General features: G+C 29.5%; 14 protein-coding genes and 1 pseudogene. 11 read left to right on the top strand and 4 right to left on the bottom strand.

Features of this window, described 5'->3' with window-relative positions; translation table 11 throughout:
* Positions 1-35: 35 nt before the first annotated feature.
* Genes ACMC9J_RS01040 through ACMC9J_RS01030 form a run of 3 tightly spaced genes read left to right on the top strand, consistent with a single transcriptional unit; the run spans position 36 to position 1467 of the window.
* On the top strand, positions 36-557 hold the full coding sequence (locus ACMC9J_RS01040; RefSeq protein ID WP_019265415.1) for a GNAT family N-acetyltransferase: 522 nt from the start codon (positions 36-38) through the stop codon (positions 555-557).
* 4 nt (positions 558-561) lie between these two features.
* The gene (locus tag ACMC9J_RS01035) at positions 562-1092 is read left to right on the top strand and encodes a nitroreductase family protein (protein WP_427003392.1); all 531 of its coding nucleotides are present in this window, start codon (positions 562-564) and stop codon (positions 1090-1092) included.
* Positions 1093-1098: 6 nt separating this feature from the next.
* Positions 1099-1467: a zinc-ribbon domain-containing protein gene (locus tag ACMC9J_RS01030; RefSeq protein ID WP_019265417.1), complete on the top strand. Its 369-nt coding sequence runs from the start codon at positions 1099-1101 to the stop codon at positions 1465-1467.
* A 50-nt stretch (positions 1468-1517) separates the two neighbouring features.
* Here ACMC9J_RS01030 and ACMC9J_RS01025 read toward each other — a convergent pair whose 3' ends face one another.
* Positions 1518-2009 (bottom strand): hypothetical protein, encoded by a 492-nt coding sequence (locus tag ACMC9J_RS01025; RefSeq protein ID WP_019265418.1) that lies wholly within the window; start codon positions 2007-2009, stop codon positions 1518-1520.
* Between the two features lie 88 nt (positions 2010-2097).
* Between ACMC9J_RS01025 and ACMC9J_RS01020 the strand changes: the two genes are divergently transcribed.
* From ACMC9J_RS01020 to uvrB, 3 genes are read left to right on the top strand one after another with little or no spacing between them, the layout of a single operon-like run.
* Complete coding sequence (locus ACMC9J_RS01020) at positions 2098-2994, top strand: ribose-phosphate diphosphokinase (protein ID WP_427003391.1); 897 nt, start codon at positions 2098-2100, stop codon at positions 2992-2994.
* A 1-nt stretch (position 2995) separates the two neighbouring features.
* Positions 2996-3295: a hypothetical protein gene (locus tag ACMC9J_RS01015; protein WP_019265420.1), complete on the top strand. Its 300-nt coding sequence runs from the start codon at positions 2996-2998 to the stop codon at positions 3293-3295.
* Between the two features lie 7 nt (positions 3296-3302).
* Positions 3303-5270 (top strand): excinuclease ABC subunit UvrB, encoded by a 1968-nt coding sequence (uvrB, locus tag ACMC9J_RS01010; RefSeq protein ID WP_427003390.1) that lies wholly within the window; start codon positions 3303-3305, stop codon positions 5268-5270.
* A gap of 77 nt (positions 5271-5347) precedes the next feature.
* Here the strand turns inward: uvrB and ACMC9J_RS01005 are convergent.
* A pseudogene (locus tag ACMC9J_RS01005) lies at positions 5348-5578 on the bottom strand (hypothetical protein); the annotation flags it as partial.
* A 103-nt stretch (positions 5579-5681) separates the two neighbouring features.
* Positions 5682-6602: a hypothetical protein gene (locus ACMC9J_RS01000; protein WP_427003389.1), complete on the bottom strand. Its 921-nt coding sequence runs from the start codon at positions 6600-6602 to the stop codon at positions 5682-5684.
* A 332-nt stretch (positions 6603-6934) separates the two neighbouring features.
* Between ACMC9J_RS01000 and uvrA the strand changes: the two genes are divergently transcribed.
* The 3 genes from uvrA to ACMC9J_RS00985 all read left to right on the top strand — a co-directional run bounded on the left by uvrA (position 6935) and on the right by ACMC9J_RS00985 (position 13428).
* Positions 6935-9826: an excinuclease ABC subunit UvrA gene (gene uvrA / locus ACMC9J_RS00995; RefSeq protein WP_427003388.1), complete on the top strand. Its 2892-nt coding sequence runs from the start codon at positions 6935-6937 to the stop codon at positions 9824-9826.
* A 139-nt stretch (positions 9827-9965) separates the two neighbouring features.
* Positions 9966-10784, top strand: a complete 819-nt coding sequence (locus ACMC9J_RS00990) for a DUF368 domain-containing protein (protein WP_427003622.1) — start codon at positions 9966-9968, stop codon at positions 10782-10784.
* Positions 10785-10836: 52 nt separating this feature from the next.
* On the top strand, positions 10837-13428 hold the full coding sequence (locus tag ACMC9J_RS00985; protein ID WP_427003387.1) for a DUF5814 domain-containing protein: 2592 nt from the start codon (positions 10837-10839) through the stop codon (positions 13426-13428).
* Here ACMC9J_RS00985 and ACMC9J_RS00980 read toward each other — a convergent pair.
* Positions 13402-13806 carry a GIY-YIG nuclease family protein gene (locus ACMC9J_RS00980; RefSeq protein WP_427003386.1) on the bottom strand — a complete coding sequence of 135 codons (405 nt, stop codon included), beginning with the start codon at positions 13804-13806 and terminating at the stop codon, positions 13402-13404. The two genes, ACMC9J_RS00985 and ACMC9J_RS00980, sit on opposite strands and share 27 nt — an antisense overlap.
* Positions 13807-13942: 136 nt before the next feature.
* Here ACMC9J_RS00980 and ACMC9J_RS00975 point away from each other — a divergent pair, with 136 nt between their 5' ends.
* Positions 13943-16426, top strand: coding sequence for an Ig-like domain-containing protein (locus ACMC9J_RS00975; RefSeq protein ID WP_427003385.1), 2484 nt, complete (start codon positions 13943-13945; stop codon positions 16424-16426).
* A gap of 182 nt (positions 16427-16608) precedes the next feature.
* A complete protein-coding gene (locus ACMC9J_RS00970) occupies positions 16609-23016 on the top strand; it encodes an Ig-like domain repeat protein (protein ID WP_427003384.1) in 6408 nt (2135 codons plus the stop codon).
* Positions 23017-23392 lie beyond the last annotated feature (376 nt).

The raw sequence follows: 23392 nt of genomic DNA, 5'->3' as shown, positions 1-23392 counted from the left end.
AATTATAATTAGTACTTTAAATATTATTTAACATAATGATTCTTAAAACACAAAATTTAATTTTAAGACCTTGGGAGATAGATGATGCTGAAGAATTATATCACCATGCTAAAAATCCAAAAATTGGTCCAATTGCCGGATGGTCACCTCATAAAAATGTTGAAAATAGCTTAGAGATAATTCAAAGTGTTTTTGCTCGAGATGAAACTTATGCCGTAACTTTAAATGGTCAGATTATTGGATGTGTAGCTTTGCTTATTCATCCTGACGGAAATTATTATTGGGGAGATAATAATGCAGAACTTGGATATTGGATTGCAGAAGATTTTTGGGGAAATAACTATGCTTATGAAGCATCTGAAAAACTATTGGAGCATGCTTTTGAGGATTTGAAATTAAATAAAATTTTTGCATCATTTAAAAAAAGCAATTATCAATCAAAAAGAGTTCTTGAAAAATTAGGTTTTAAATACTTTGATGAACTACAGAATATTGATTATGCGGGAAAATCTTATTTAGAAATTGTAATGAGTTTAAAAAATAATATGATGAGCTGATAATATGGAAACATTGGAAGCGATTAATAAAAGAAAAAGTGTCCGTGCTTATAAGGATGATCAGATAACGGAAGATGAATTGGATACAATTGTCAGAGTAGCTAATAAGGCTCCAAATGCAGGTCCGTTTCAAGTTAGTGTAATTCAGGATAAAGAATTTTTAAGTGAAATAAATGATAAAACTAAGGAGTTCATGTTAAATTCTGAAGGTTTTATGCGTCAGAGAGCTTCTATCCCAGGTTATGAACCATTATATGGAGCACCAACTTTAATTGTTATTTCTGCACCTGAAGGTCCTTTTACTCAAATAAATGTTTCAGCATCTGCAACAACAATGATTTTAGCAGCTACTGATTTGGGATTGGCTACATGTTATGTTGTATCTCCAATAGCTATTTTAACTCAACTTAAAGATAAATTAAATCTTCCAGAAGATTTCACACCTGTTTCAGGTATTTTAGTTGGTTATGAGGCTCCCTGCAAAATCCCATCTCCTGAACGTGAAATTCCGGACAATATAAATTTTATTGGTTAGATAATTATGGTTAGAATTTGTAAAAATTGCGGATTTGAAAATCAGGACAGTTATGATTTTTGCGCTAAATGCGGAACCCCGTTAGTGGAAGGGCTTCAGTCCAATACATTTTTTGTTTATAGAAATGTGGAACCGGACATTAGCAAGAAATTTATAGTTATTTCTTATATAATTACTATATTTTTTTCATTTGGAGGATTTATCATAGATTTGATAGCTAAACATACTTCAATGGGATTTTTTAGCTTTTTCGGATTTTTTATGCCCTTTTTCTTACTTCAGGCAAGGGATAATAAAATTAAAAAACATGGTTTTATTCAGTTATTTATATCTTTTATTGGATTCGTCCTGTTTATAAGAACATTACCGTTATAAAAAAAGAGTTTTTAAGTATTGTTTTTAAAAAACAATACTTTTTTTTTAATTTAAACAAAATGTATTTTCATATCTCCAGTTAATAAACATTCTGGAATTGCCAGATAATTCATATGGAAATCGCTCATTGCTTTATCAGCAGCATCTCCACGATCCATTCCATCACCCCAGTCGTATTGGCGAATATCGGATATGATATCTCCACCAAATATTTTTTCAGATGCATTATTGTTTACTGTTATAATAATATTTGGAGATATATGATAAGTGTATTCCATTATTTCTTTAGCTGCTCCATAAGGATCGTCAGGATCATCTAAGTGAATATTATGCAGAGTTTGGTGCTGTGCATTAAATGAACTTCCTGGGTAAATCCAGGTAAATCCGCTACTTAAATTCCATGTTGCCCCCATGTCAACACCGGGAATACCTCCTTCACTTTCGTCTTCAGCTATTATTAACACACTAGAAGTTGCAGCTATTCCTACTACAACAATGACAGCAAGTATTATAACTGCAAAAATAATTCTTCCAATTTTCATGATTTACAATTGTTTTTAGCATTAATATAGTTAACTTTTTTTATGTTAAAATCAAATATTAATTATTATATTAATTTTTGGTGATAATGTGATTATTGGCGGTTCAGCATCTCAAGATTTAGCTGCTCATGTAGCGGAAGAATTAAATGATGAGTTATGTTATGTAGAAACTAAAAAATTTCCAGATGGCGAAAGATATTTACGTGTTGATGGAAATATTGATGAAGAAGTTACGATTATCCAATCTACAGGATATCCTCAGGATGAAAATTTAATGGAATTGCTGTTTTTAATAGCTAATCTTAAAGACCTCGGGGCAAAAAAAGTTAGGGTTGTTGTTCCGTATATGGGTTATGCAAGACAGGAAAAACGTTTCCATGATGGAGAAGCAGTTTCTGCAAAAATTGTAGCTAATTTAATTCAATCTGCTGGTGCTGATGAATTTATTACATTTAATATTCATGAAAAATGTGTTTTAGACTTTTTTGATATTCCAACTACAAATATTTCTGCTATGGGTGCAATAGCTGAATATATTGATAAAAAAATTGATGAAAAACCTTTAATTGTTGCTCCAGATAAAGGGGCGTATCCTTTTGCTCAGGAAATAGCCGGAATTCTTGAGTGTGAATGCACTTATTTATCTAAAGTTCGTCTTGGACCGGATAAGGTGGAAACCAGAATTGTTGATGTTGAGGGCAGTTCTGATGAAACAGTTAATGTAGATTCAGTTAAAGATAAAAAAGCATTTATCATTGATGATATTATAGCTACCGGCGGAACTATTGTTAATGCAGTTAAGATATTAAAAGAATATGGTGCCAAATCAGTTGATGTTTGCTGTGTTCATCCGATTTTGGTAAATGGAGCTACTATGAGAATTTATTCAGCTGGTGCTAATAGTGTAATATCTACCAATAGTTTATCTGCAGACAGTTCTCGTGTTTCTCTTGCAAAAAGTATAGCAAATGTTTTGAGGGATTAAAATGTTTGATAAGGATGCTATTAAAAAAGAAATTATTGAAGGATCTAATATCATTTTAAAGAGATATGATGAAAACGATGTTGTTGAATCTATATCTGTTATGAATACAAAAGGTCATGTTATTTTTTTAGGGTCTTTAAGAGTTTATAATGAGATGAATGTTAAAAATATTGAAAAAGCTTTGGAAAACAGTTTTGAGGACTATGGTAGAATTAGCATAAGAAGCAGTAAAGTTACTCCATGCTGTTCTGTACCATATTTCCATGTTAGTTTTCACATAAATGTTGATGAAATAATTTAGAAAAATCATGAAAAAATTTAAACTAAACTCACCTTACCAGCCATTAGGTGACCAGCCAAGAGCCATTAATTCATTAGTTGATGGAATAAATAAGGGTGTAAAGGAACAAACTCTTTTAGGAGTTACAGGTTCCGGTAAAACATTTACAATGGCTAATGTCATTGAAAAAGTTCAAAAACCCACCCTTGTTATTTCCCATAACAAAACATTAGCTGCGCAACTTTATGAGGAATTTAAAGAGTTTTTCCCGGATAATGCCGTTGAATATTTTGTCAGTTACTATGATTATTATCAGCCTGAAGCATATGTTCCAAGAACTGATACTTTTATTGATAAGGAATCATCTGTTAATGAAGAAATAGATATAATGAGACATTCTGCTACTCAATCTTTGTTATCCCGTGATGATGTAATTGTAGTTAGCAGTGTTAGCTGTATTTATGGTATAGGTTCTCCTGAAGATTACGGTGAATTTGCATTTGGAATAGCTGTAGGAGATAATTATGACCGTTCAGACATTATTCGCAGACTTGTTTTTATGCAATATGAACGAAATGATATTGAATTTGGAAGGGGGCAATTTAGAGTACGTGGAGATGTAATTGAAATAAATCCTGTTCATGGTACTCCACCTGTACGAGTTGAGCTTTTTGGTGATGAAATAGATGCAATCAGTTTAATTGATAAGGTTACAGGTAAAAAAACAGAAAGTTTAAAAAGGTACATGATTTTTCCGGCAAAGCATTTTGTTGTTGGTCAGGATAAGATGGATACTGCAATTAGAAATATTTCTGATGAGTTGGATGAAAGATTAAATGAGTTTAATTTATCAAATAAGCTTCTTGAAGCTCAAAGATTGGAACAAAGAACACGTTTTGATATTGAAATGCTTCAGGAAATGGGTTACTGTCCCGGTGTGGAAAACTATTCTATGCATCTGTCTGGAAGAAAATGGGGTGAAAAACCTTACTCCTTATTGAAATACTTCCCTGAAGATTATCTGACTATTATTGATGAGTCTCATGTTACACTGCCTCAAATTCGCGGAATGTATAATGGAGATAGGGCACGTAAAGAAACTTTAGTGGAGCATGGATTCAGATTACCTTCTGCAAAGGAAAATCGGCCATTGAGATTTGATGAATTTGAGTCATCTATAAATCAAATCATTTATGTTTCAGCTACTCCCGGAGCTTATGAATTATCAAGATCAGGTAATGTTGTTGAGCAGATTATTCGTCCAACAGGTTTGGTTGATCCTGAAATAATTATCCGTCCGGTTAAAGGTCAGGTTGAAGATTTGCTTGGAGAAGTTAAAAAAAGAGCTAAAAAAGATGAAAGGGTATTAGTTACAACTTTAACTAAGAAAATGGCTGAAGATTTAACTGATTACTATGCAAAAATAGGTGTTAAAGTCAGATATATGCACTCTGAAATTGACACTTTAGAGAGAATTGACATTGTAGATGACTTAAGAAGAGGAACATTTGATGTGCTGGTTGGTGTAAATTTACTTAGGGAAGGGCTTGATTTACCTGAAGTTTCTCTGGTAGCTATTTTAGATGCAGATAAAGAAGGATTTTTAAGAAATGAAACTTCATTAATTCAGACTATTGGAAGAGCTGCAAGAAATATTAACGGTCAGGTAATAATGTATGTTGATGAAATGACGGATTCTGTTAAAAATGCAACAGCTATTACGAATAAAAGAAGAAAAATCCAGATTAAGTATAATAAAAAACATGGTATTGTTCCTAAAACTACTAAAAGGGCACTTAAGGATAAAAAAGTAGCTGAGGATTTGGATATTGAAGGAACTGATATTAGTAAAATACCTAAAGATGAATTACGTTTACTTATCAGTGATTTAGAAAATGATATGAAAGAAGCAGCATCTAAACTTGATTTTGAAAGAGCAGCTAGTTTAAGAGATCAAATAGCTACTTTAAAAGGTTTAAAAAAAGATTCTTCATAGAATAATTTAAAATGGGAACTGTCCATTAATTTTAATTTTTGCATTTTATTTAATGGACAGCTAGAACTTATTTTTTTTTAGAAAGTTGTTTTTAGTGTTTTTAATATTTCGTCGGAGGTTTTTCCTTCGTTTTCAAGAGTTTTTATTGTGTTTTTCATATTTGTTTTTTCTTCTTGTATACCTTCTTGTTTTCCTTCTTGTTTTCCTTCTTGTCTAAGTTCTATTTCTCTGTTGTGTAGTTTTTCGTTTATGCTTTCTCCTTTTAGAATACTCATTGTTCTCACCTTTTCTAATGGTTTAAGATTTTTTTTAGGATTTTTTTTGTTGTTAATCAAAGCAAGTGGGTTTAATATTATTTTATAGAGGGTTCTAAATTTTTTTTGTCTTTTTTTAAAGTATTTTATTATTTTTTTAGAAAGTTGTTTTTAGTGTTTTTAATATTTCGTCGGAGGTTTTTCCTTCGTTTTCAAGAGTTTTTATTGTGTTTTTCATATTTGTTTTTTCTTCTTGTATACCTTCTTGTATACCTTCTTGTTTTCCTTCTTTTATTCCTTCTTTTATTCCTTCTTGTTTTCCTTCTTGTCTAAGTTCTATTTCTCTGTTGTGTAGTTTTTCGTTTATGCTTTGTCCTTTTAGAATACTCATTGTTCTCACCTTTTCTAATGTTTCTGGGTTTTTTATGAATATTTCTGTTGTTAGCCAAAGTCCCCATGTTAATATTTTAGTTTGTTTGGTTGTTATTTTGGTAATTTTGCTAACATAACCGCAGATTTCTTTAACTATTTCTTCAGAATTTTTGGTTGTGTTTAAAAATGGTATGAAGATTAAATCTAATATGTCAAAAGCTGTTAGTTTTTTGTTATTTTCTATTTTGATTTTAACATTCTTTAATCTTTGGTCTCCGGGATATTTTTTTAGAAAAATTATTCTTATTGGTGTATATTTATTTACTTTTCCAATCCAGCATTCTGTTTCTGATTTGTTTGGATTGCCTGTAGATATTATAATCGTATTTATGGGTTTTCCAGTTTCTTCGTGTAATTCCATGTCGTAACGTCCAGTATGGGTAAGATTACCATGAGTTAAGTTACCGCTGTAATGTTCATAATGGATATATGAATCATCAACCATTTCATATACAAAATCCATTAATAAACCCTTAAAATTAGGTGTTATTAATTCTGTAGAATATACCTTTTTAATTTTTGTACAAGGCAATGGTTCATGTATTTCATCTGTTTCTTTTTCTAATGCTTCTAAATAATCAAAGAGGTCTTGACCATAATATTTTGCTAATCCTTTTATTAATTTATCCTGTTTTTGATAAATCATTTTTTCTCTCCTTAATTGTTTAGTATTCTATAAATCGATTTGATAAAATACACTAATACTTTGTATTGACTACTATATAAGTTGTTAAGTTGTAAATAACTTAAATAAAACAGTTTTGAGTAAATTTAACACTTTTAAATCAATATTTTAATAGTTTTTATAATAGTGGTGTGGATACAATTCCAAAATATTAAGTGGAAAAATGATTAGATATATTTATATATAAAAACATCTAATATTTGTTTGATACATTACGAATGTTTTATTTTTCAAATGCTCTTAGATTAATATTTAATAATGGAGTATTGGATAATTATTACTAGGAGGTTATTATGACAAAAGACTCTAAAAAACAGATTATTATTAAAGGAGCTAAAGAACATAATTTGCAAAATATAGATTTAGCTATTCCCCGTGATGAATTTATTGTAATAACAGGATTAAGCGGATCTGGTAAGTCTTCACTTGCATTTGATACAATTTATGCTGAAGGACAGCGTAGATATGTTGAATCTCTATCAGCTTATGCAAGGCAATTTTTAGGGCAAATGAAAAAACCTGAAATGGAATATATTGAAGGTTTGTCTCCTGCTATTTCAATAGACCAAAAAACCACAAAAGAAAACCCAAGATCAACAGTAGGAACTATTACTGAAATTTATGACTATCTTAGATTATTATTTGCAAGAATAGGAACTCCCCATTGTCCAAAATGTGGAAAGGAAATATCTCACCAGACATTAGGCCAAATTGGAGATAGTATAATAGAAGAAGGGGAAGGTAAAAAAATACATATTCTGGCTCCTGTTGTTAGAGATAAAAAAGGCCAGCATAAAGATGTTTTAAATGATTTGAGAAATAAAGGTTTTGTAAGGGCAAGAATAGATGATGAAATTAGAGATTTGGAAGAGGATATTGACCTTCCAAAAACCTACAGACACAGCATTGAAGTAGTTGTAGACAGACTTAAAATAAGAAAGGATGTTGACTTTAAAAGAAGATTGGTTGACTCACTTGAAACCGCTTCAGAGTTTGCAGACGGATTAATAAATGTATTGTTCTCAGATGATGATGGAGATTATGAGAAAAAATATTCAGAACATTTTGCCTGTGTAGATTGCGGAATAAACTTTGAGGAGCTTACTCCAAGAATGTTTTCATTTAATGCGCCTCAGGGAGCATGTCCTGAATGTAACGGTATTGGAGTTAAAATGGAAATTGATCCTGATTTGATTATTCCAAATAAAAATCTCTCATTAAATGACGGAGCAGTTACTCCATGGGCAAAATCAAATAAAAGGGAAAATTATTATCATCAGATGCTGGAAGCAGTATCAAAGCATTTTAACTTTAGTATGGATACTCCATTTAATGAATTAACTAAAGAACAGCAGGATATGATATTATATGGCTGTGATGATAAAATACCATTTTCATTTAAACGTAGAAATAAATCTTATCAGGTTAATCGTCAATTTGAAGGAGTTATTCCGAGAATGGAACGTTTATACATTGAAACTAAATCAAATTACAGTAGGAAATACATTTCCAAATTCATGAGTGACAGAAAATGTCATGTATGTCATGGAAAAAGACTTCGTCCTGAAGTACTGGCTGTAACTGTTGGCGGAAAATCAATAGCTGATGTAGTGGAAATGTCAATTAAGGATTCATATCAGTTCTTCTTGAATTTGGAACTTACTGACAGGGAACAGTTCATAGCTAAAGAGGTTTTAAAAGAAATCAGACAAAGACTTAAATTCCTTGTAGATGTTGGACTTGACTATTTATCAATGGCACGTTCATCAGGTACATTATCTGGTGGTGAAGCTCAAAGAATCAGATTAGCTACTCAAATAGGCTCCGGATTAGTTGGTGTTCTCTATATTTTAGATGAACCAAGTATTGGTCTTCATCAAAGGGATAATGTAAAACTTATTGAAACACTAAAAAGACTTAAAAACTTGGGAAATACTTTAATTGTTGTAGAACACGATGAAGAAACAATATTGTCTGCAGATTATGTTGTAGATATAGGTCCTGGAGCAGGAGAACACGGTGGAAAAGTAGTTGCTTGCGGAACTCCGGAAGAGATTATGGAGTCTCATGAATCTGTTACAGGTCAGTATATTTCAAGACGTGAAACAATACCAATTCCACAAACACGCAGGTCAGGGAATGGTGAATCACTTATAATCAGAGGAGCTAGACAAAACAATCTTAAAAATATTGATGTTGAAATACCTTTAGGTAAGTTTACATGTGTTACTGGAGTAAGTGGATCTGGTAAAAGTAGTTTAATCAATGAAATTCTATATAAAGGGTTAAGCGGAAAATTAAACAACAAATTCACTTTTGCCGGGGATTATGATAAAATTGAGGGTGTAAGTAACATTGACAAAATCATAGCTATTGACCAAAAACCGATAGGACGTACTCCAAGATCAAATCCTGCAACTTATACTGGAGTTTTCACTGATATTCGTGATTTATTTGCAGAAACTCCTGAAGCTAAAGCCAGAGGATATAAACCTGGCAGATTTAGTTTCAATGTAAAAGGAGGAAGATGTGAAGCATGTTCCGGTGATGGAATTGTACAAATTGAAATGCACTTTTTAGCTGATGTATTTGTTCCATGTGAAGTATGTGGAGGTAAAAGGTACAATGAGGAAACTTTGGATATTCGCTACAAAGGTAAAAATATCTATGAAGTTTTGGAAATGACTGTTGAAGAAGCATTGGAATTTTTTGAGCATATCCCTAAAATACATAAGAAACTTAAAACCTTGCTTGATGTAGGTTTAGGATATATGAAAATAGGTCAGCCAGCCACTACCTTATCTGGTGGTGAAGCTCAAAGAATCAAATTAGCTAAAGAGCTTTCAAGGTCAAATACGGGCAATACATTATATATTTTAGATGAACCTACAACAGGTCTTCATTTTGCAGATATTAAAAGATTATTATCAGTACTTGCCAGATTAACTGATGCCGGTAATTCAGTTGTTGTTATTGAACATAATTTGGATGTTATTAAAACAGCTGATTATATTATTGATTTAGGTCCTGAAGGTGGAGATGGTGGTGGAAAAGTAATAGCTACCGGAACTCCTGAAGAAATAGCTAAATCAGGAACATATACTGGTGAGTTCTTACAAAAAATCCTTAGTGAAAACATCACGCCTTATGCCAAACAGCTTGTTAAAGAGAAAATGAGCAAATAAATTTTCTCTTTTCAACAAAGTATTTAATAAAGTTATAACATATTAATTTTAAGTTCACTTTTTTAGAAGTAACTAATATTTAAGGTGAAATATTTTGAAATTTATGGATTTTTTCTCAATTTTTATTCGGGGAATACTTATGGGTTCTGCAGATATTGTTCCGGGAATTTCCGGAGGAACAATTGCATTAATCACAGGTATTTACGAACGTTTGGTACATTCAATCAGTACAATTAATTTTACTTTCATAAAACCATTACTTAAAGGAGATTTAAAGGGTTTTAAAGAAAGATTATTCTATGAAATTGACTTTAAATTTTTCATACCGTTATTATGTGGTATTGGACTTGCAATGTTGACATTAGCTAATGTTATATCCTATTGTATGGATGTATACACTGCTTTAACCTATTCCTTCTTTTTAGGATTAATTATAGCTTCATCATATGTGTTATACAGACAAATGGATGAACTTACTCTTAAACATTTAGTATTTACTATTATTGGAGCTGTTTTGGCATATATTTTTGTAAGTTTAAATCCAATAGCTATGAATCACACTTTGCCGATACTGTTCATGTCAGGTTTAATAGCTATCTGTGCAATGATTTTACCGGGTATTTCAGGATCATTTTTGCTTTTATTGTTAGGTCAGTATGAGTATATGTTAAATGCTTTAAAGACCATGAGTTTAAGTGAAATTGTTGTATTTTGTGCAGGTGCCATTATTGGTATTTTAGGATTTTCCAAAATCTTAAATTATTTGCTTGAACATCATGAAGGTATTACAATGGCATTTCTTATTGGTGTCATGATCGGTACACTGAAACTTCCTTTTGTAAATATTGTAAATACAACTCCACTTACATTTACTGCATTACTGCCTTGTATTATCCTGGCGGTTATTGGATTTGGTATAATTGTTGTTATGGAAACTAAATTCGATTATATCGAATAAATTTCTACTTTTTTTTAAAGTATTATTAACTTTAACAACATAATATTATATAATGATAATTCTTAAAAAAATAAAAAAACAGTGGAAATTATACCCAATCGGTTCTCCAAAAGGTGCATTAAACAATAAACGAGAACCTGAATATGTTGGAACTGTTAAATTTAAAAAATATGATGGTTCAATAGCTATTTCCAGATTTGTAGCTGACTATAATTATTCTGATTTATCTAATTTGTCCGAGAAACTGATTCCACCTCAGGAAGTAATTAAACTTTTAAGGAGTCAGGCTGTTTTTTTAGCAAGTAAGGATGAAGAAGTTGGGAATTATCTTAAATCACTGAATATTAAGGTAAGACACACTAGAGTTTGTGATTTTTGTGCATTTGAAGGAAATATTACAATTGTAAACTCTGAATTTTCATATAAACATAATAATCAGTTAATATGTGAACAGTGCGCATATGAAACAATAAAAAGAGAAATTAAACTTCAGGGTTTTGATAAAAAAATATTCAGAAACCTTAAAGATATTTTAGATAAAACAGGAAACCTGGAAAAAACATTATCTGTTTTATCACCTAAGTTTGATCCCCTTTCTAACAGAAATTTAACATTATTTGACAGGGTAGATACAAAATCCAAGTATAAAATACCTGATGTATCAATGAAAAGGCTTAAAATACCTCATAAGTTCAGGGATATTTTAATTAAAAATGGAAATGAAAAGTTATTGCCTGTTCAGTATCTGGCCATTAAGGAAGGTCTTTTAAAAAATCAGGATTTGCTGGTTGTAAGTGCAACAGGAAGCGGAAAAACTTTAGTTGGTGAGCTTGCAGGAATAACTAAAGCACTGAAAGGCCAAAAATTTATATTCCTGACACCTTTGGTGGCACTGGCTAATCAGAAATACCGTGATTTTAAAAGAAAATATAAAAAATTAGGCTTAAAGGTAGCTATTAAAGTTGGTAGGAATAGAGTTAAAGCTAAAGGTGAATTAAAATTACCTGACAGTGATGTTAAAGATGCAGATATAATTGTTGGAACATATGAAGGTCTGGATTATCTTTTAAGAAACGGGAATTCAGCTTTATTATCTAATTTAGGTGTAGTTTTAATTGATGAAATTCATATGATTGATGATGAAGACAGGGGAACAAGACTTAACGGATTAATAAAACGTATCAAGCATTTATATCCCAAATCACAAATTATAGGATTATCTGCTACTGTTAAAAATCCTGATTTTTTAGCTGATGAATTTAATATGAAATTAGTTGAATATTCTCAAAGGCCTGTTCCATTGGAGCGTCATTTGGTTTATATCAGATCAGAATCATCAAAACATCATATAATGCAAAAACTGGCTAAAAGGGAATACAATACCAAATCTAAAAAAGGTTACAGAGGACAAACTATAATTTTTACCAATTCAAGGCGAAAAACTCACAAAATAGCTAATTTCCTGCAAAATAAAAAAGTTAATGCAGCTGCTTATCATGCAGGTCTGTCATATTATAAAAAGGAAAAAATAGAAAAGGACTTTGACAGGGGAAAAATATCAGTTGTTGTAACTACAGCAGCACTGGCAGCGGGAGTTGATTTTCCAGCATCTCAGGTTATATTTGACTCATTGGTCATGGGAAACAAATGGATTGGCCCAAATGAATTTTTACAAATGCTTGGACGTGCAGGAAGACCAAGCTATCATGACAGAGGAATAGTTTATCTCTTACCTGAAGTAGGGCATGACTTTGACGGTGAAAGTGAAGAGGCAAAAGCCCTGGATTTACTTGAAAGCGACAGCGAAGATGTATTTATAGAATATGATGAGGAAAGCTCATATGAACAGATATTGGCAGATATTTCCTCAAGATCAATAAAAACGATTGACGAGTTAAATAAATTCTATAGAAATATAAATATTCCTGTAGATATTAAAACAGCTATTAATGAAATGGAAGATTTGGGATTAATAGATATTGTAGGAAATAAATTAAACATAACAAAATATGGCCGTGCCGTATCAGTATCATTTTTATCACTTGATGATGCCTGCTATATTAAAAAATCAATTGACGACAAGGGATATTTAAAAATCTATTTAAGAAAATCTCCGTATTATAAGAAAAAAGACAAATTCAATAAATTAAAGGTAAAAATATTGGCTATTGGACTGCAGCTGGAAATGTTTGAAAATGCATATTTATCTTCAGTTGTTCATAATCAGATAGCAAATGCTTTAAAAATTAAATTTTCAACAAGGCTTTTTGCAGAGTCAACACTGGATATTATTTCATCAGGTGAAGCAATCGGCAAGCTGGACAAGAAATTTCAGGATGCTCTAATTAATATTCAATCAGATTTCTTAAAATGCAAATGTGAGGACAGACCATTTTGTGCCTGCCTGCAGAAAGGAATATCTGAAGTAATAATAAATGAAAGGCTTAAAGGAAAAGATCCGATTGATATATCAAACAAACTGTTTAGAAAGTATCAGATACAGGTCTATCCCGGAGATATATTTTCATGGTTAGATAGCTATGTTAAAAATTTAGATGCAATAAAAAGAATAGCTAAAGCATTTAACCGTAAAAAAGTTGAAAGAGAGGCACATAAATTAATCAAAGCTATCGAGAACGGATGAAACTTTTAAATTAGCCAATTTTGAGTTTTTAAAATAAATTAAATGGGAGTGGCATTTGCAGTCACTGCAGCCGAAATCAGCTATTGATTCCTCATTTTCAATTATTTTTTTAGCTATTTCACATTCCAGTTTTTCACAGGACTCTTTTGTATAAACCTTTTCAATTTCGCTGTTTTTATTTAATAAAAGGTAATCAATATGCCAGTGCTTTTTCTTATTGTCTGACAGGTGTCTTTTAACTCTGGATTCAAGGCAGTTCATAGCTGAACCGACATAAACATAACATCCTTTTTTAAAGTTGATAAATCCTAATTTTTTGCCGATTTTAATTTCAGTATCTTTTTTAATGTTGATTATTAGACAGTAGCTTCCTTTCATGTTTCCCACACTTTTTATAGTGAATAAACACATTTATATAATATGTTTATTATATTAAATAGTGTATATAGTTTTTTACATTTTAAAATTGTATATATGATGTAAAATATGTATTAATAAATATTGGGGTAATAAAATGAAAAATAACAGAGTTTTGTTGTTGATTATAATTATTCTTTCATTTATTTGCATATTGTCGATTTCAAGTGTTTCTGCTACTGATGTAAGCGGTGGGAACTTAAGTGATTTAGATAATGCTATTAAAAATAGTGATGATGGACAAGTGTCTTTAAGTGGAGATATACAGGCAAGTTATCAGGATCATAATCATGATAATGGTATTGTTATTGATAAATCTGTAACTATTGAAGGTAATAATCATAAAATAAATTTACTTTCAGTGTTTCAGTCTGAAAGTTCAAGAGCTTTTTATGTATCGGGTAATTTGACTTTAAAAAATCTTGAGATTAATAATGGTCATGTAAGCGGTTCTGATATGGGAGGAGTTATTTATGTTACTTCTACTGGTAAACTGACTGTTACTAATGTTACTTTTGTTAATTCTAAAGCATTTTTAGGGTCTGCAATATATAATTCAGGTACTGCTATTGTACAAAATTCCACATTTAGGGATATGGATGCTAAAGATATGACGGTATTTGGTTCAGTAATATGTACTGATACATTTAATGCAAAATTGTACGTATCTGATTCTATTTTTAAAAATAATGTTCATATTGCTGCAATATATTCAGATACATCCAGATATATTTCAGTCTATAATTCTGTTTTTGAAAATAATACCGGTGCATTTATGCCTATTATACAAGTTCAAAGTGTTAATGAATTTATTGTTGATTCATGTACTTTCATGAACAACAAAAGGGATTCTTTAATTTCCCCAACTATGGCTAATTTTAAATTAGTTAGTACATTGTTCATGGATAATGATGTTAAAAATGCTGTAATTGATTATGTTAGAGAGGACAGTTATATTGATAGTAATGTTTTCATTGGGAATAATAAGAATAACGGTGTAGTTATCAATTCTCACAAATCAGCGGTTATTTCAAATAATTACTTTGGAACCAATGATGCATCCAATAAAGTTATAGGTTCCACTCCTATTGATAATATTCAATTACATATTGTTGGAGAAAATAATATTGATTATAATAATTTATCAATAGCAAATTATACTCATGTTTTTGCTTATTTGTCAGGTAATACTGATAAATTACCTGTATTTAATGTAAATATTGCTTCCAATTCAAAAATTAAATTGAATCAATCACAAATTACATTTAAAGACAACATACCTGCTCAAATAGATTTTTTACCTATTAAAAGTGGTGCCGGTTCTATTGTAATAGGGTCAAATTATGATGTTCCATTTAATATTTTCAATTTTACGGTTGAATATATTATATTAAAAAATTATACTCTTGATGTTGATGTTGATGATATTACTTATGGAGATATTTTAAATATTAATTCATCTGTTGTTGATGAAAATGGAAATTCCGTATCTGGTATTGTTAAAATTAACATTGGTGGTATTTATTATAATTTAACTCTTATTGATGGTAAAGGAACTTTACAAGTCAGTAAAGTATCTGCAGGTGAACATAATTTAAATGCTACTTATGAAGATACTACTTATTTCTATAATGATGCTAATTTAATTAAAACATTTAATGTAGCTAAAGCTAATTTGGCTCCTTTAATTAATGTTTATGATATTAATGTTGGCCAAGTGGAAGTAGTTACTGTAAGTAATCTTCCTTCTGATTTAGAAAGAAGCATTTCTATTGTTATTTCAGGTAGTGGTGGTGAAACTAAAATAGTTGATGGAGTGGCTAAAAAATCATTTTCTGGTTTGTCAGTTGGTTCAAAAAGTGTTCTTATCTCTTATTATGGAGATAGTAATTATAATTCTTTTAAAACCAATGCATATTTCTATGTTTCAAAACAAAGTAATCCAGACCCAGTTAATCCTCCAAGCCCAATTGTTCCTGATCCTGCAGATCCAACTCCTGATCCTGTAAAACCTGATCCAATTACTCCGGATCGTCCTAATGTGCCTACTGGTCCGGACAGTCCTGATGTGCCAGTTGGTCCTGTAGGCCCTATTGGTCCTATTGGTCCTGTAGGTCCTGTAAGTCCAGTTGGTCCAGATAATCCTGTAGGTCCTGTAAATCCATTTGATCCATTTTCACCAGATTCTGTTCCAGATAGTTCTGAAAATCAAGGAGACTCAAGTAATTCAGATTCAAATAGTGGAAGTGATGATAATACACCTACACCTTCTGAAAGTACAAACAGTGGTGGAGAATCTGATGCTATTAATTCAAATAATCAAAATGCACAACTTCAAAATGCTTTAGTAGGTTCCAGTAATAATAATGTTGCATCTCAAGCTAGCAGTAATGTAGGAATACAAGATAGTAATAATGCTCAACAATCAAGTGCTGCGGATGATTCAAAAGCATATGAAATTGATAAAAATGTTAATAAACAAATTGATGCTAATACTTTTGTTTATGGTATACTTGCATTAATTATTTGTGTTTTATTATTGATTGTTGGATATCGTAGACAAAAGGATAATAATAAATGAGGTTTAATTATTAAATTGAACAGTTGTCATTAAAATAATTATTATTTAATTATTTTAATTTTTTATTTTTTTATATATTTTACATAAATTTGGTTTTTATAAGAATTTCCTTATTTACCAAATAACTAATATTTTATAAATAAAATTTGATAAATTAAATTAAAAAAATTGGGGGGTTTATGATGAATAAGAAAATTTTTATATTGCTTGCATTGTTTATTTTGGCAATATCAGTTTCTACTGTTTGTGCAAATGATGTAAATGATACAAATATTCAAAATGATGATTTTAATATTGATGATTCACTATTAAATCAGGATAATTCAAATGTATTAGGATATAATCAAAATAATCATCACATATTATCTGATAATGGTACTAATAAGAGTAATATTACAAAAATAAATACTGAAATTCAGTTATCTTCTAATGCATCCGGATTAATAAAATCAAATTCAAAAGTTGTTTTTAATGTTTCTTTAACCGATGAAAATGGAACACCTATGAATAATTCCATTGTTAAATTGGTGAATAAACACTTTGAAAAACCTGTAATTATCGGTACGATAAAAGTAATTAATGGTACAGGTAATTTTTCATATGTTCCTGAAAAAAGTACAATGTTAGATGTTTATGCATTTTATGAAGGAAATGATAATTATACTAATTCTTCATCTAATGATTTTATTATGGGATTTACTTTTGGAAAACTTTCTTTTATGGATATTTATATTTTAACATATTATGATCAGAAATCTATAAATTTGGAGTATGATATTAAATATGATTATAGTAAAGATTCTCCTTTAGAAAGAGGAATTTCTTTTTCTAATTCTATGGTTATTAATGGTAATGGATTTGAAATAAATGGTTTAGACAAAACTTGTTTAGGTGCTGTTAAATCTGAATCTACTCTTTTATTAAAAAATATAGTTTTAAATAGATTTTCTGGGGATTTGGGTCCAGATTCCGGTCAAATAGTTCATCTTGTTAATGGTAAACTAAACATAGAAAATGCAATAATTAAAAACACGAGAAATACTTATGCTACTCCATTGTTTTTCTCTTCCCGTGGTCCAATAAATATAATTAATTGTACTTTTTTAAACAACAATCTTGCTGCCACTTATTTATTATCTGAGGTTTGGAATGTTCAAAAATCTGTTTTTATTAATAATACTGCAGCAAGTAGTATTGTAGGTTCTGAAATGGGTATAAATTCATTTTCTTATAATACATTTTTTAATGATGGGAATACCATTTTAAAGGTTTCTAATTACTGTGATAGTATAATAGGTAATTATTTTGGTACAAATGATGATGCAAAGATGAAATCATATTATTCTATAGATAATTATCTTATTGGGCAAATTAGTCAATGGAAAGATTCTAAATTAGATATTTCAGGTCCAGATACCTTTTCTGAAGATGATTTGCCTAATTATAAATTATATCTTACCAACAGGGTAGAGGGTACTTATGCATTTGATGCTGTTGTGGAATATGATGAAAATTATGGAAAAGTTAATCCTAATATGATTACACTTAGCAATAAGCAGGTTAATGTAGCATTTACTCCTGTAACTTATGGTAATACTGCACTTGTTGTGTCATCTAAATACGGTATTTTAGCTACTAAGGACATTGAAATAACTAAATCTAAATTAAATAATTATAATATGACATTGGTTAGTGATGATGTATTATATGGTGGAAATCTTGGAATAAATATTGCATTAAAAGATATTGATGGAAATTTAGTTTCTGAAAAAGTGCATGTGGATATTAATGGTAGTTCATATACTTTGAATATAGTTAATGGAACTGGATTTATGAGTATTCCTGATTTATTGCCAGGTAACTATAAAATAATAGCTAAAGTAATTTCAACTAATCCGGGTTATCGTAATACTACTATTATTGGTGAAGCTAAGGTTAATTTAGGTAAATTAAATATTAATTTAACTACTTCTAATAACACAATTAATGATGAATATCCTATAAATTTAACTGCTGCTGTTACTAATAGTTATAGTAATTTTGTAGCTAATGCATTAATATGTATTAATGATAATGATAAAAATATACTTAATATAACAACTAATGACAAAGGTGTGGCTATAGGTACTATATATCCTAATGCAGGTAGTCATAGTTATACTGCATATTATTATGCTTCAAAACTTTTTGAAAATGCTCAAAGTAATCAAATTAATGTGTATGTAAATGATAAAATACATACTAAATTAACATTAACATCAAATACTACTAATAATGTAAATTTAAATGATAAAATTAAGTTTACAGTTAAATTAGTTGATGGCAATAATAGTCCGATAGCTAATGAATCAGTCATATTATATAATGATGAGTCAATATGGACTAATTTAATTACTGATGAAAATGGTAGTGCTGATTTTGTATATTCTCAAAGTGATTTTGGCATATTAAAAATTAAAGCAGTATTACCAGTTTCTATGAAATATTATTCTGCATACTCTGATATTCTTAAAATTGCAGTTTCTAAGGATAATTCATTTTTAACTCTTGCATTTATGATTGATGCATTAGATGAAGGTGATACATTAAATTTAGCAAAAGATTATATTTTCAATAATTTTTCAGATGCAGATTATATTAATGGAATTTTAATTAATAACAGACATTTTACTATTAATGGTAATGGTCATAGAATTGATGGAAATAGTTTAGCTAGGATATTCCATATACTGAACTCCAATATTACTTTATCCAACCTTTATATAAGTAATGCAGGAAGTTATTTTAATAATGCTTTAGATTATGGTGCTGTTTTAAATGATTATATGGGAATTTTAACATTAAATAATTGTACTTTTGAAAATAATTCCTTAAAAGGAGAATCTTATATTTGGGGCGGTGCAATTTATAATAAAGGTATTTTGAATGTTTCAGATAGTGTATTTAAAAATAATTCTGTTATTTCCAACAAATCCTATGCTAGGTCAGGAGCAATTTTTAATAATTTCGGAGGTATTGCAGGAATTTCAAACTCTGTTTTTGAAAATAATTATGCTATAGGTTCTAATTCCGATGGTGGTGCTTTATCCAGTTTTGGTGTAGTGGATATTGATAATTCCATTTTTATTAATAATTATGTTAATGGTAGTAGAGAAGGTATGGGTGGTGCACTTTGTATTGGTCAGGGATCTAATGCTACTTGTATTAAATCAGTATTTATTAATAACAGTGCATTATCTTCCAATAAATCTTTAGAATATGGTGGAGCAATTTCTGATGATTCTGAAATTAATTGTTATTATAATATTTTTATAAATAATAATGCAAATAGAGGTTCTGCAGTTTTTGTTTATTTTAATAAAAGAATTATTAATGATAATTATTGGGGAAGCAACTCTGATTTGGATAATGTTGTTTTCGGATCAGATATTGGTGACTACATTACATTAAAAGTGATTGGTGATAATGTAACCTACACTACAATTCCTACTGAATATATAATTAAGTTTGATGGTAAAAACAGTGATAAATTACCTGAGTTTAATACTTTAATTAAATTAATTCCTAATTTGGCTTCATTAAACTGTTCAATAGTTAATGTTTCCAGTAATGATTTTAAAGTTTTATTAATTTCTAATCAGGTAGGCAATTTAACTTTGATTGTAGGTCCCGAATTTAATAATTTAACTACTTTGGATATTGAAATTAAACAATTAATTAAAAAGAATTATACTATTGATGTAATGGGTAATAATTTCACCTGTGATGATGACGTATCATTTGATATTAAATTGGTTGATGTAAATGGAAAAGGAATTAATGGAGTTGTAAATTATACATTCAATAATGAAACAAAATCTGTGGAACTTAAGGATGGTATGGGAAGTATAGAGTTAGGTAAACTTGATGCTAATGAGTATACTATTTTAATTGATTATGTTTCTAAGGATTTATTCTATAATAATCTGTCTGTAGTTAAAGCATTTAATGTAACTAAATCTGAGGTTGTTATGGATGTGAATGTTTCAAATATCTATTATGGTGAAAATGGAGCTGTTGTTGTTAAGTTACCTGTATTAGCTGATGGAAATGTTACATTTATAATTAAAGATGTGTTAAATAAAACTTCAGACGTTAAATTAGGATATGTTTCCTGTATATTGCCTATTTTAAATGTAGGGGATTATGAAATTATTACTATTTACAGTGGTAATGACAGATACAATGCAATAAATACAACTACTGCCTTTTCAGTAGTTAAGTCAAATCCACAATTAACAGTAAATATTTCCAATGTTAATTATGGTGATGAGATTATAGCTAATGTTTCTTTAATAACTGGAAACATTAAATTAAATGGAACTGTTGTACTTAATATCAAAGATAAAACTTATGAAGTGAATGTCGTTAATGGTAATGGAAATATTACTATTGGTGCTTTGTCTGTTGGTTCCTATAATGTTTTAGCTAATTATAGTGGAAATTCAAATACAAATTCAGTTGTTAATAGCACAGCATTTAATGTAACTAAAACAGGTTCATTTTTAAATGTCAGTGTAGATGATATTGTTGTTGGAAATGATGAAATTATCAGAATTTCTGTTCCTGAAGATGCAACAGGCAATATAACAGTAATTGTTGATGATGTTAAGTATGAAGGGGTTATTTCTAACGGAAGTGTTGTTATAACAGTTCCTGGTTTGTCTAAAGGTGAACATAATTTATCTGTAATATATTCAGGTGATGAAAATTATAATTCAACATCTGTAAATTCAACATTTATTGTTAAAGCAGGTACTTCAAATCTTGCAATAAATGTTAAAAATATCGTTTATGGTGATGATTTGGTTGTTGTAGGTTCAGTTAATTCAGATGCTGCAGGAAACATTATATTTGCAGTAAATGGTCTTTCTCAAGATGTTAAAATTGTCAATGGTAAAGCTGTTGCTACATTTAAAGGATTAAATGCGGGCAATTATAATGTCCTTGCCAAATATTCTGGAGATAAATATTATGTATCTACTCAAACTAATGCTACAGTCAAGGTAAATAAAGCTCAATCCACTATTGACCTTATTATTGGTGATATAATTGAAGGTAAAGCAGTTAATATTACTGCTATTGTCAATAAAGATGCAACTGGAAATGTTACTTTTGAAATTCCTGGTCTCTACACTCCTAGAGATAAAAGCATCATCAACGGTTCTTCATTATGGGTAATTGCACCGTTAACTTCTGGAGAATATATGTTTATTGCAAAATATAATGGGGATAATAATTACCTATCTTCAAACATATCTAAAATCATAAGTTATAATCAGACTAAAACTATTTTGGATGTTGATGTTGAAGTTAAAGGTAGTGTTATTATAAAAGCTAATCTTACATCTGTTGATGGTCAAAAGATAACTGCTTGGGTCTATGTTACAATAAAAGATAATGTTTATAAAGTTCCTGTATTTAATGGAACAGGATATCTTGATATAGGTAAATTACCTGGAGGAATATACAATTATTCAGCATTATTTGAAGGTACAAATGTATTTATTAAAAGTATTGTTAACGGCACTTTTGAAGTACCTTCTATTAATTTAGAAGTTCCATATCTTGTAAAATATTATTCTTCAAGCGATAAACTTGTAGCTATTTTAACTGATGGCTTAGGAAATCCTATTGTTGGCAAAAATGTTACATTTTGCATAAATAATGTAAACTATACACGTGTCACAGATAATGAAGGTAAGGCATCTATGGGTATTGGTCTAATTCCTGGAATTTACAATGTCACAGCATCTTATGAAAATATTACAGTTAAATCAGGCATAACTGTTAAATCAACTATTTTAGCTAATAATATTACTAAAATTTTCAGAAATGGAACACAGTATTATGCTAAATTTTTAAATAGTGACGGATCTCCATTAATCAATCAAAAAGTTACATTTAATATTAATGGTGTATTTTATTATCGTTTCACAGGTGATGATGGTGTAGCTAAATTAACAATTAGTTTATGGCCTGGAGAATATATTTTAACAGCTATGCATCCAAACGGTCAAGCTAGAGCAAATCTTGTTAAGGTTTTACCTCCTTTAATTACCAGTGATTTGATTAAATATTATAAAAACGATTCCCAATTCTCTGTTAAAGTAATAAAACCTGACGGAAGTGTTGCAGGAGCTGGTGAAAAAGTTACATTTAATATTAATGGTGTATTTTACACACGTATTACTGGTAATGATGGCATAGCTACTTTAAAAATCAGTTTACGTCCTGGTAATTATATTATTACCTCCATGTATAATGATTATGCTGTTGGAAATAATGTAACTGTGTTACCTACATTAATTACTAAAAATTTAGACATGAAATACTTGGACGGTAGCAGTTTTACAGCTCAAACCGTAGATGGTCAAGGTAACCCATTAGCTAACCAAAACGTATCATTTAATGTAAATGGTGTTTTCTATCATAAAGTAACTGATAATAATGGTATTGCTAAATTAGGTATTAGGTTGATGTCTGGTGAATATATCATTACTTCAATCTGGAATGATTACCAAGTTGGAAATACAATTAAAATAGCTTGAAAAGAGGTTTAATTATTTAACCTCCTTTTTTTTATTTTTAATATGAATTAACACTTTTTTTACATATTTTAAAATTAACACTTTTTATTAAATTAGATAATTTGACTCCAAAAAGATTTTACTGTATCTTATTATTTTTTTTAAATAAACTGAAAGATGATTTCAGTTAAGAGAGATTTAAATAGGAATATAACATTTTTTATAGAAAATAAAAGGAATAGAAATTTTTAAAAAAATATATTCTAAAACAAGATTGCTGGAATAATACATGAAAAAACCAGGTATTTTTTTGAAATAGCTAAAAATATATTAAATATGGTTTTAATATATATTAATGGTGCTCATCATGTGTAATTAGGAAATATTTTAAGTGTTT

Source organism: Methanobrevibacter intestini, assembly GCF_047402955.1.
In the GTDB taxonomy this organism is placed as follows: Archaea; Methanobacteriota; Methanobacteria; order Methanobacteriales; family Methanobacteriaceae; genus Methanocatella; species Methanocatella intestini.
This window is presented reverse-complemented; position numbering and strand designations above follow the sequence as displayed.

Bases quoted from the DNA above. Each gene is read 5' to 3' on its own strand.
- ACMC9J_RS00970 (WP_427003384.1), top strand. From the start codon at position 16,609: ATGAATAAGAAAATTTTTATATTGCTTGCATTGTTTATTTTGGCAATA.
- ACMC9J_RS00985 (WP_427003387.1), top strand. From the start codon at position 10,837: ATGATAATTCTTAAAAAAATAAAAAAACAGTGGAAATTATACCCAATC.
- uvrA (WP_427003388.1), top strand. From the start codon at position 6,935: ATGACAAAAGACTCTAAAAAACAGATTATTATTAAAGGAGCTAAAGAA.
- uvrB (WP_427003390.1), top strand. From the start codon at position 3,303: ATGAAAAAATTTAAACTAAACTCACCTTACCAGCCATTAGGTGACCAG.
- ACMC9J_RS01035 (WP_427003392.1), top strand. From the start codon at position 562: ATGGAAACATTGGAAGCGATTAATAAAAGAAAAAGTGTCCGTGCTTAT.
- ACMC9J_RS01025 (WP_019265418.1), bottom strand. From the start codon at position 2,009: ATGAAAATTGGAAGAATTATTTTTGCAGTTATAATACTTGCTGTCATT.
- ACMC9J_RS00980 (WP_427003386.1), bottom strand. From the start codon at position 13,806: ATGAAAGGAAGCTACTGTCTAATAATCAACATTAAAAAAGATACTGAA.
- ACMC9J_RS00975 (WP_427003385.1), top strand. From the start codon at position 13,943: ATGAAAAATAACAGAGTTTTGTTGTTGATTATAATTATTCTTTCATTT.
- ACMC9J_RS01015 (WP_019265420.1), top strand. From the start codon at position 2,996: ATGTTTGATAAGGATGCTATTAAAAAAGAAATTATTGAAGGATCTAAT.
- ACMC9J_RS01040 (WP_019265415.1), top strand. From the start codon at position 36: ATGATTCTTAAAACACAAAATTTAATTTTAAGACCTTGGGAGATAGAT.
- ACMC9J_RS01000 (WP_427003389.1), bottom strand. From the start codon at position 6,602: ATGATTTATCAAAAACAGGATAAATTAATAAAAGGATTAGCAAAATAT.
- ACMC9J_RS00990 (WP_427003622.1), top strand. From the start codon at position 9,966: ATGGGTTCTGCAGATATTGTTCCGGGAATTTCCGGAGGAACAATTGCA.
- ACMC9J_RS01030 (WP_019265417.1), top strand. From the start codon at position 1,099: ATGGTTAGAATTTGTAAAAATTGCGGATTTGAAAATCAGGACAGTTAT.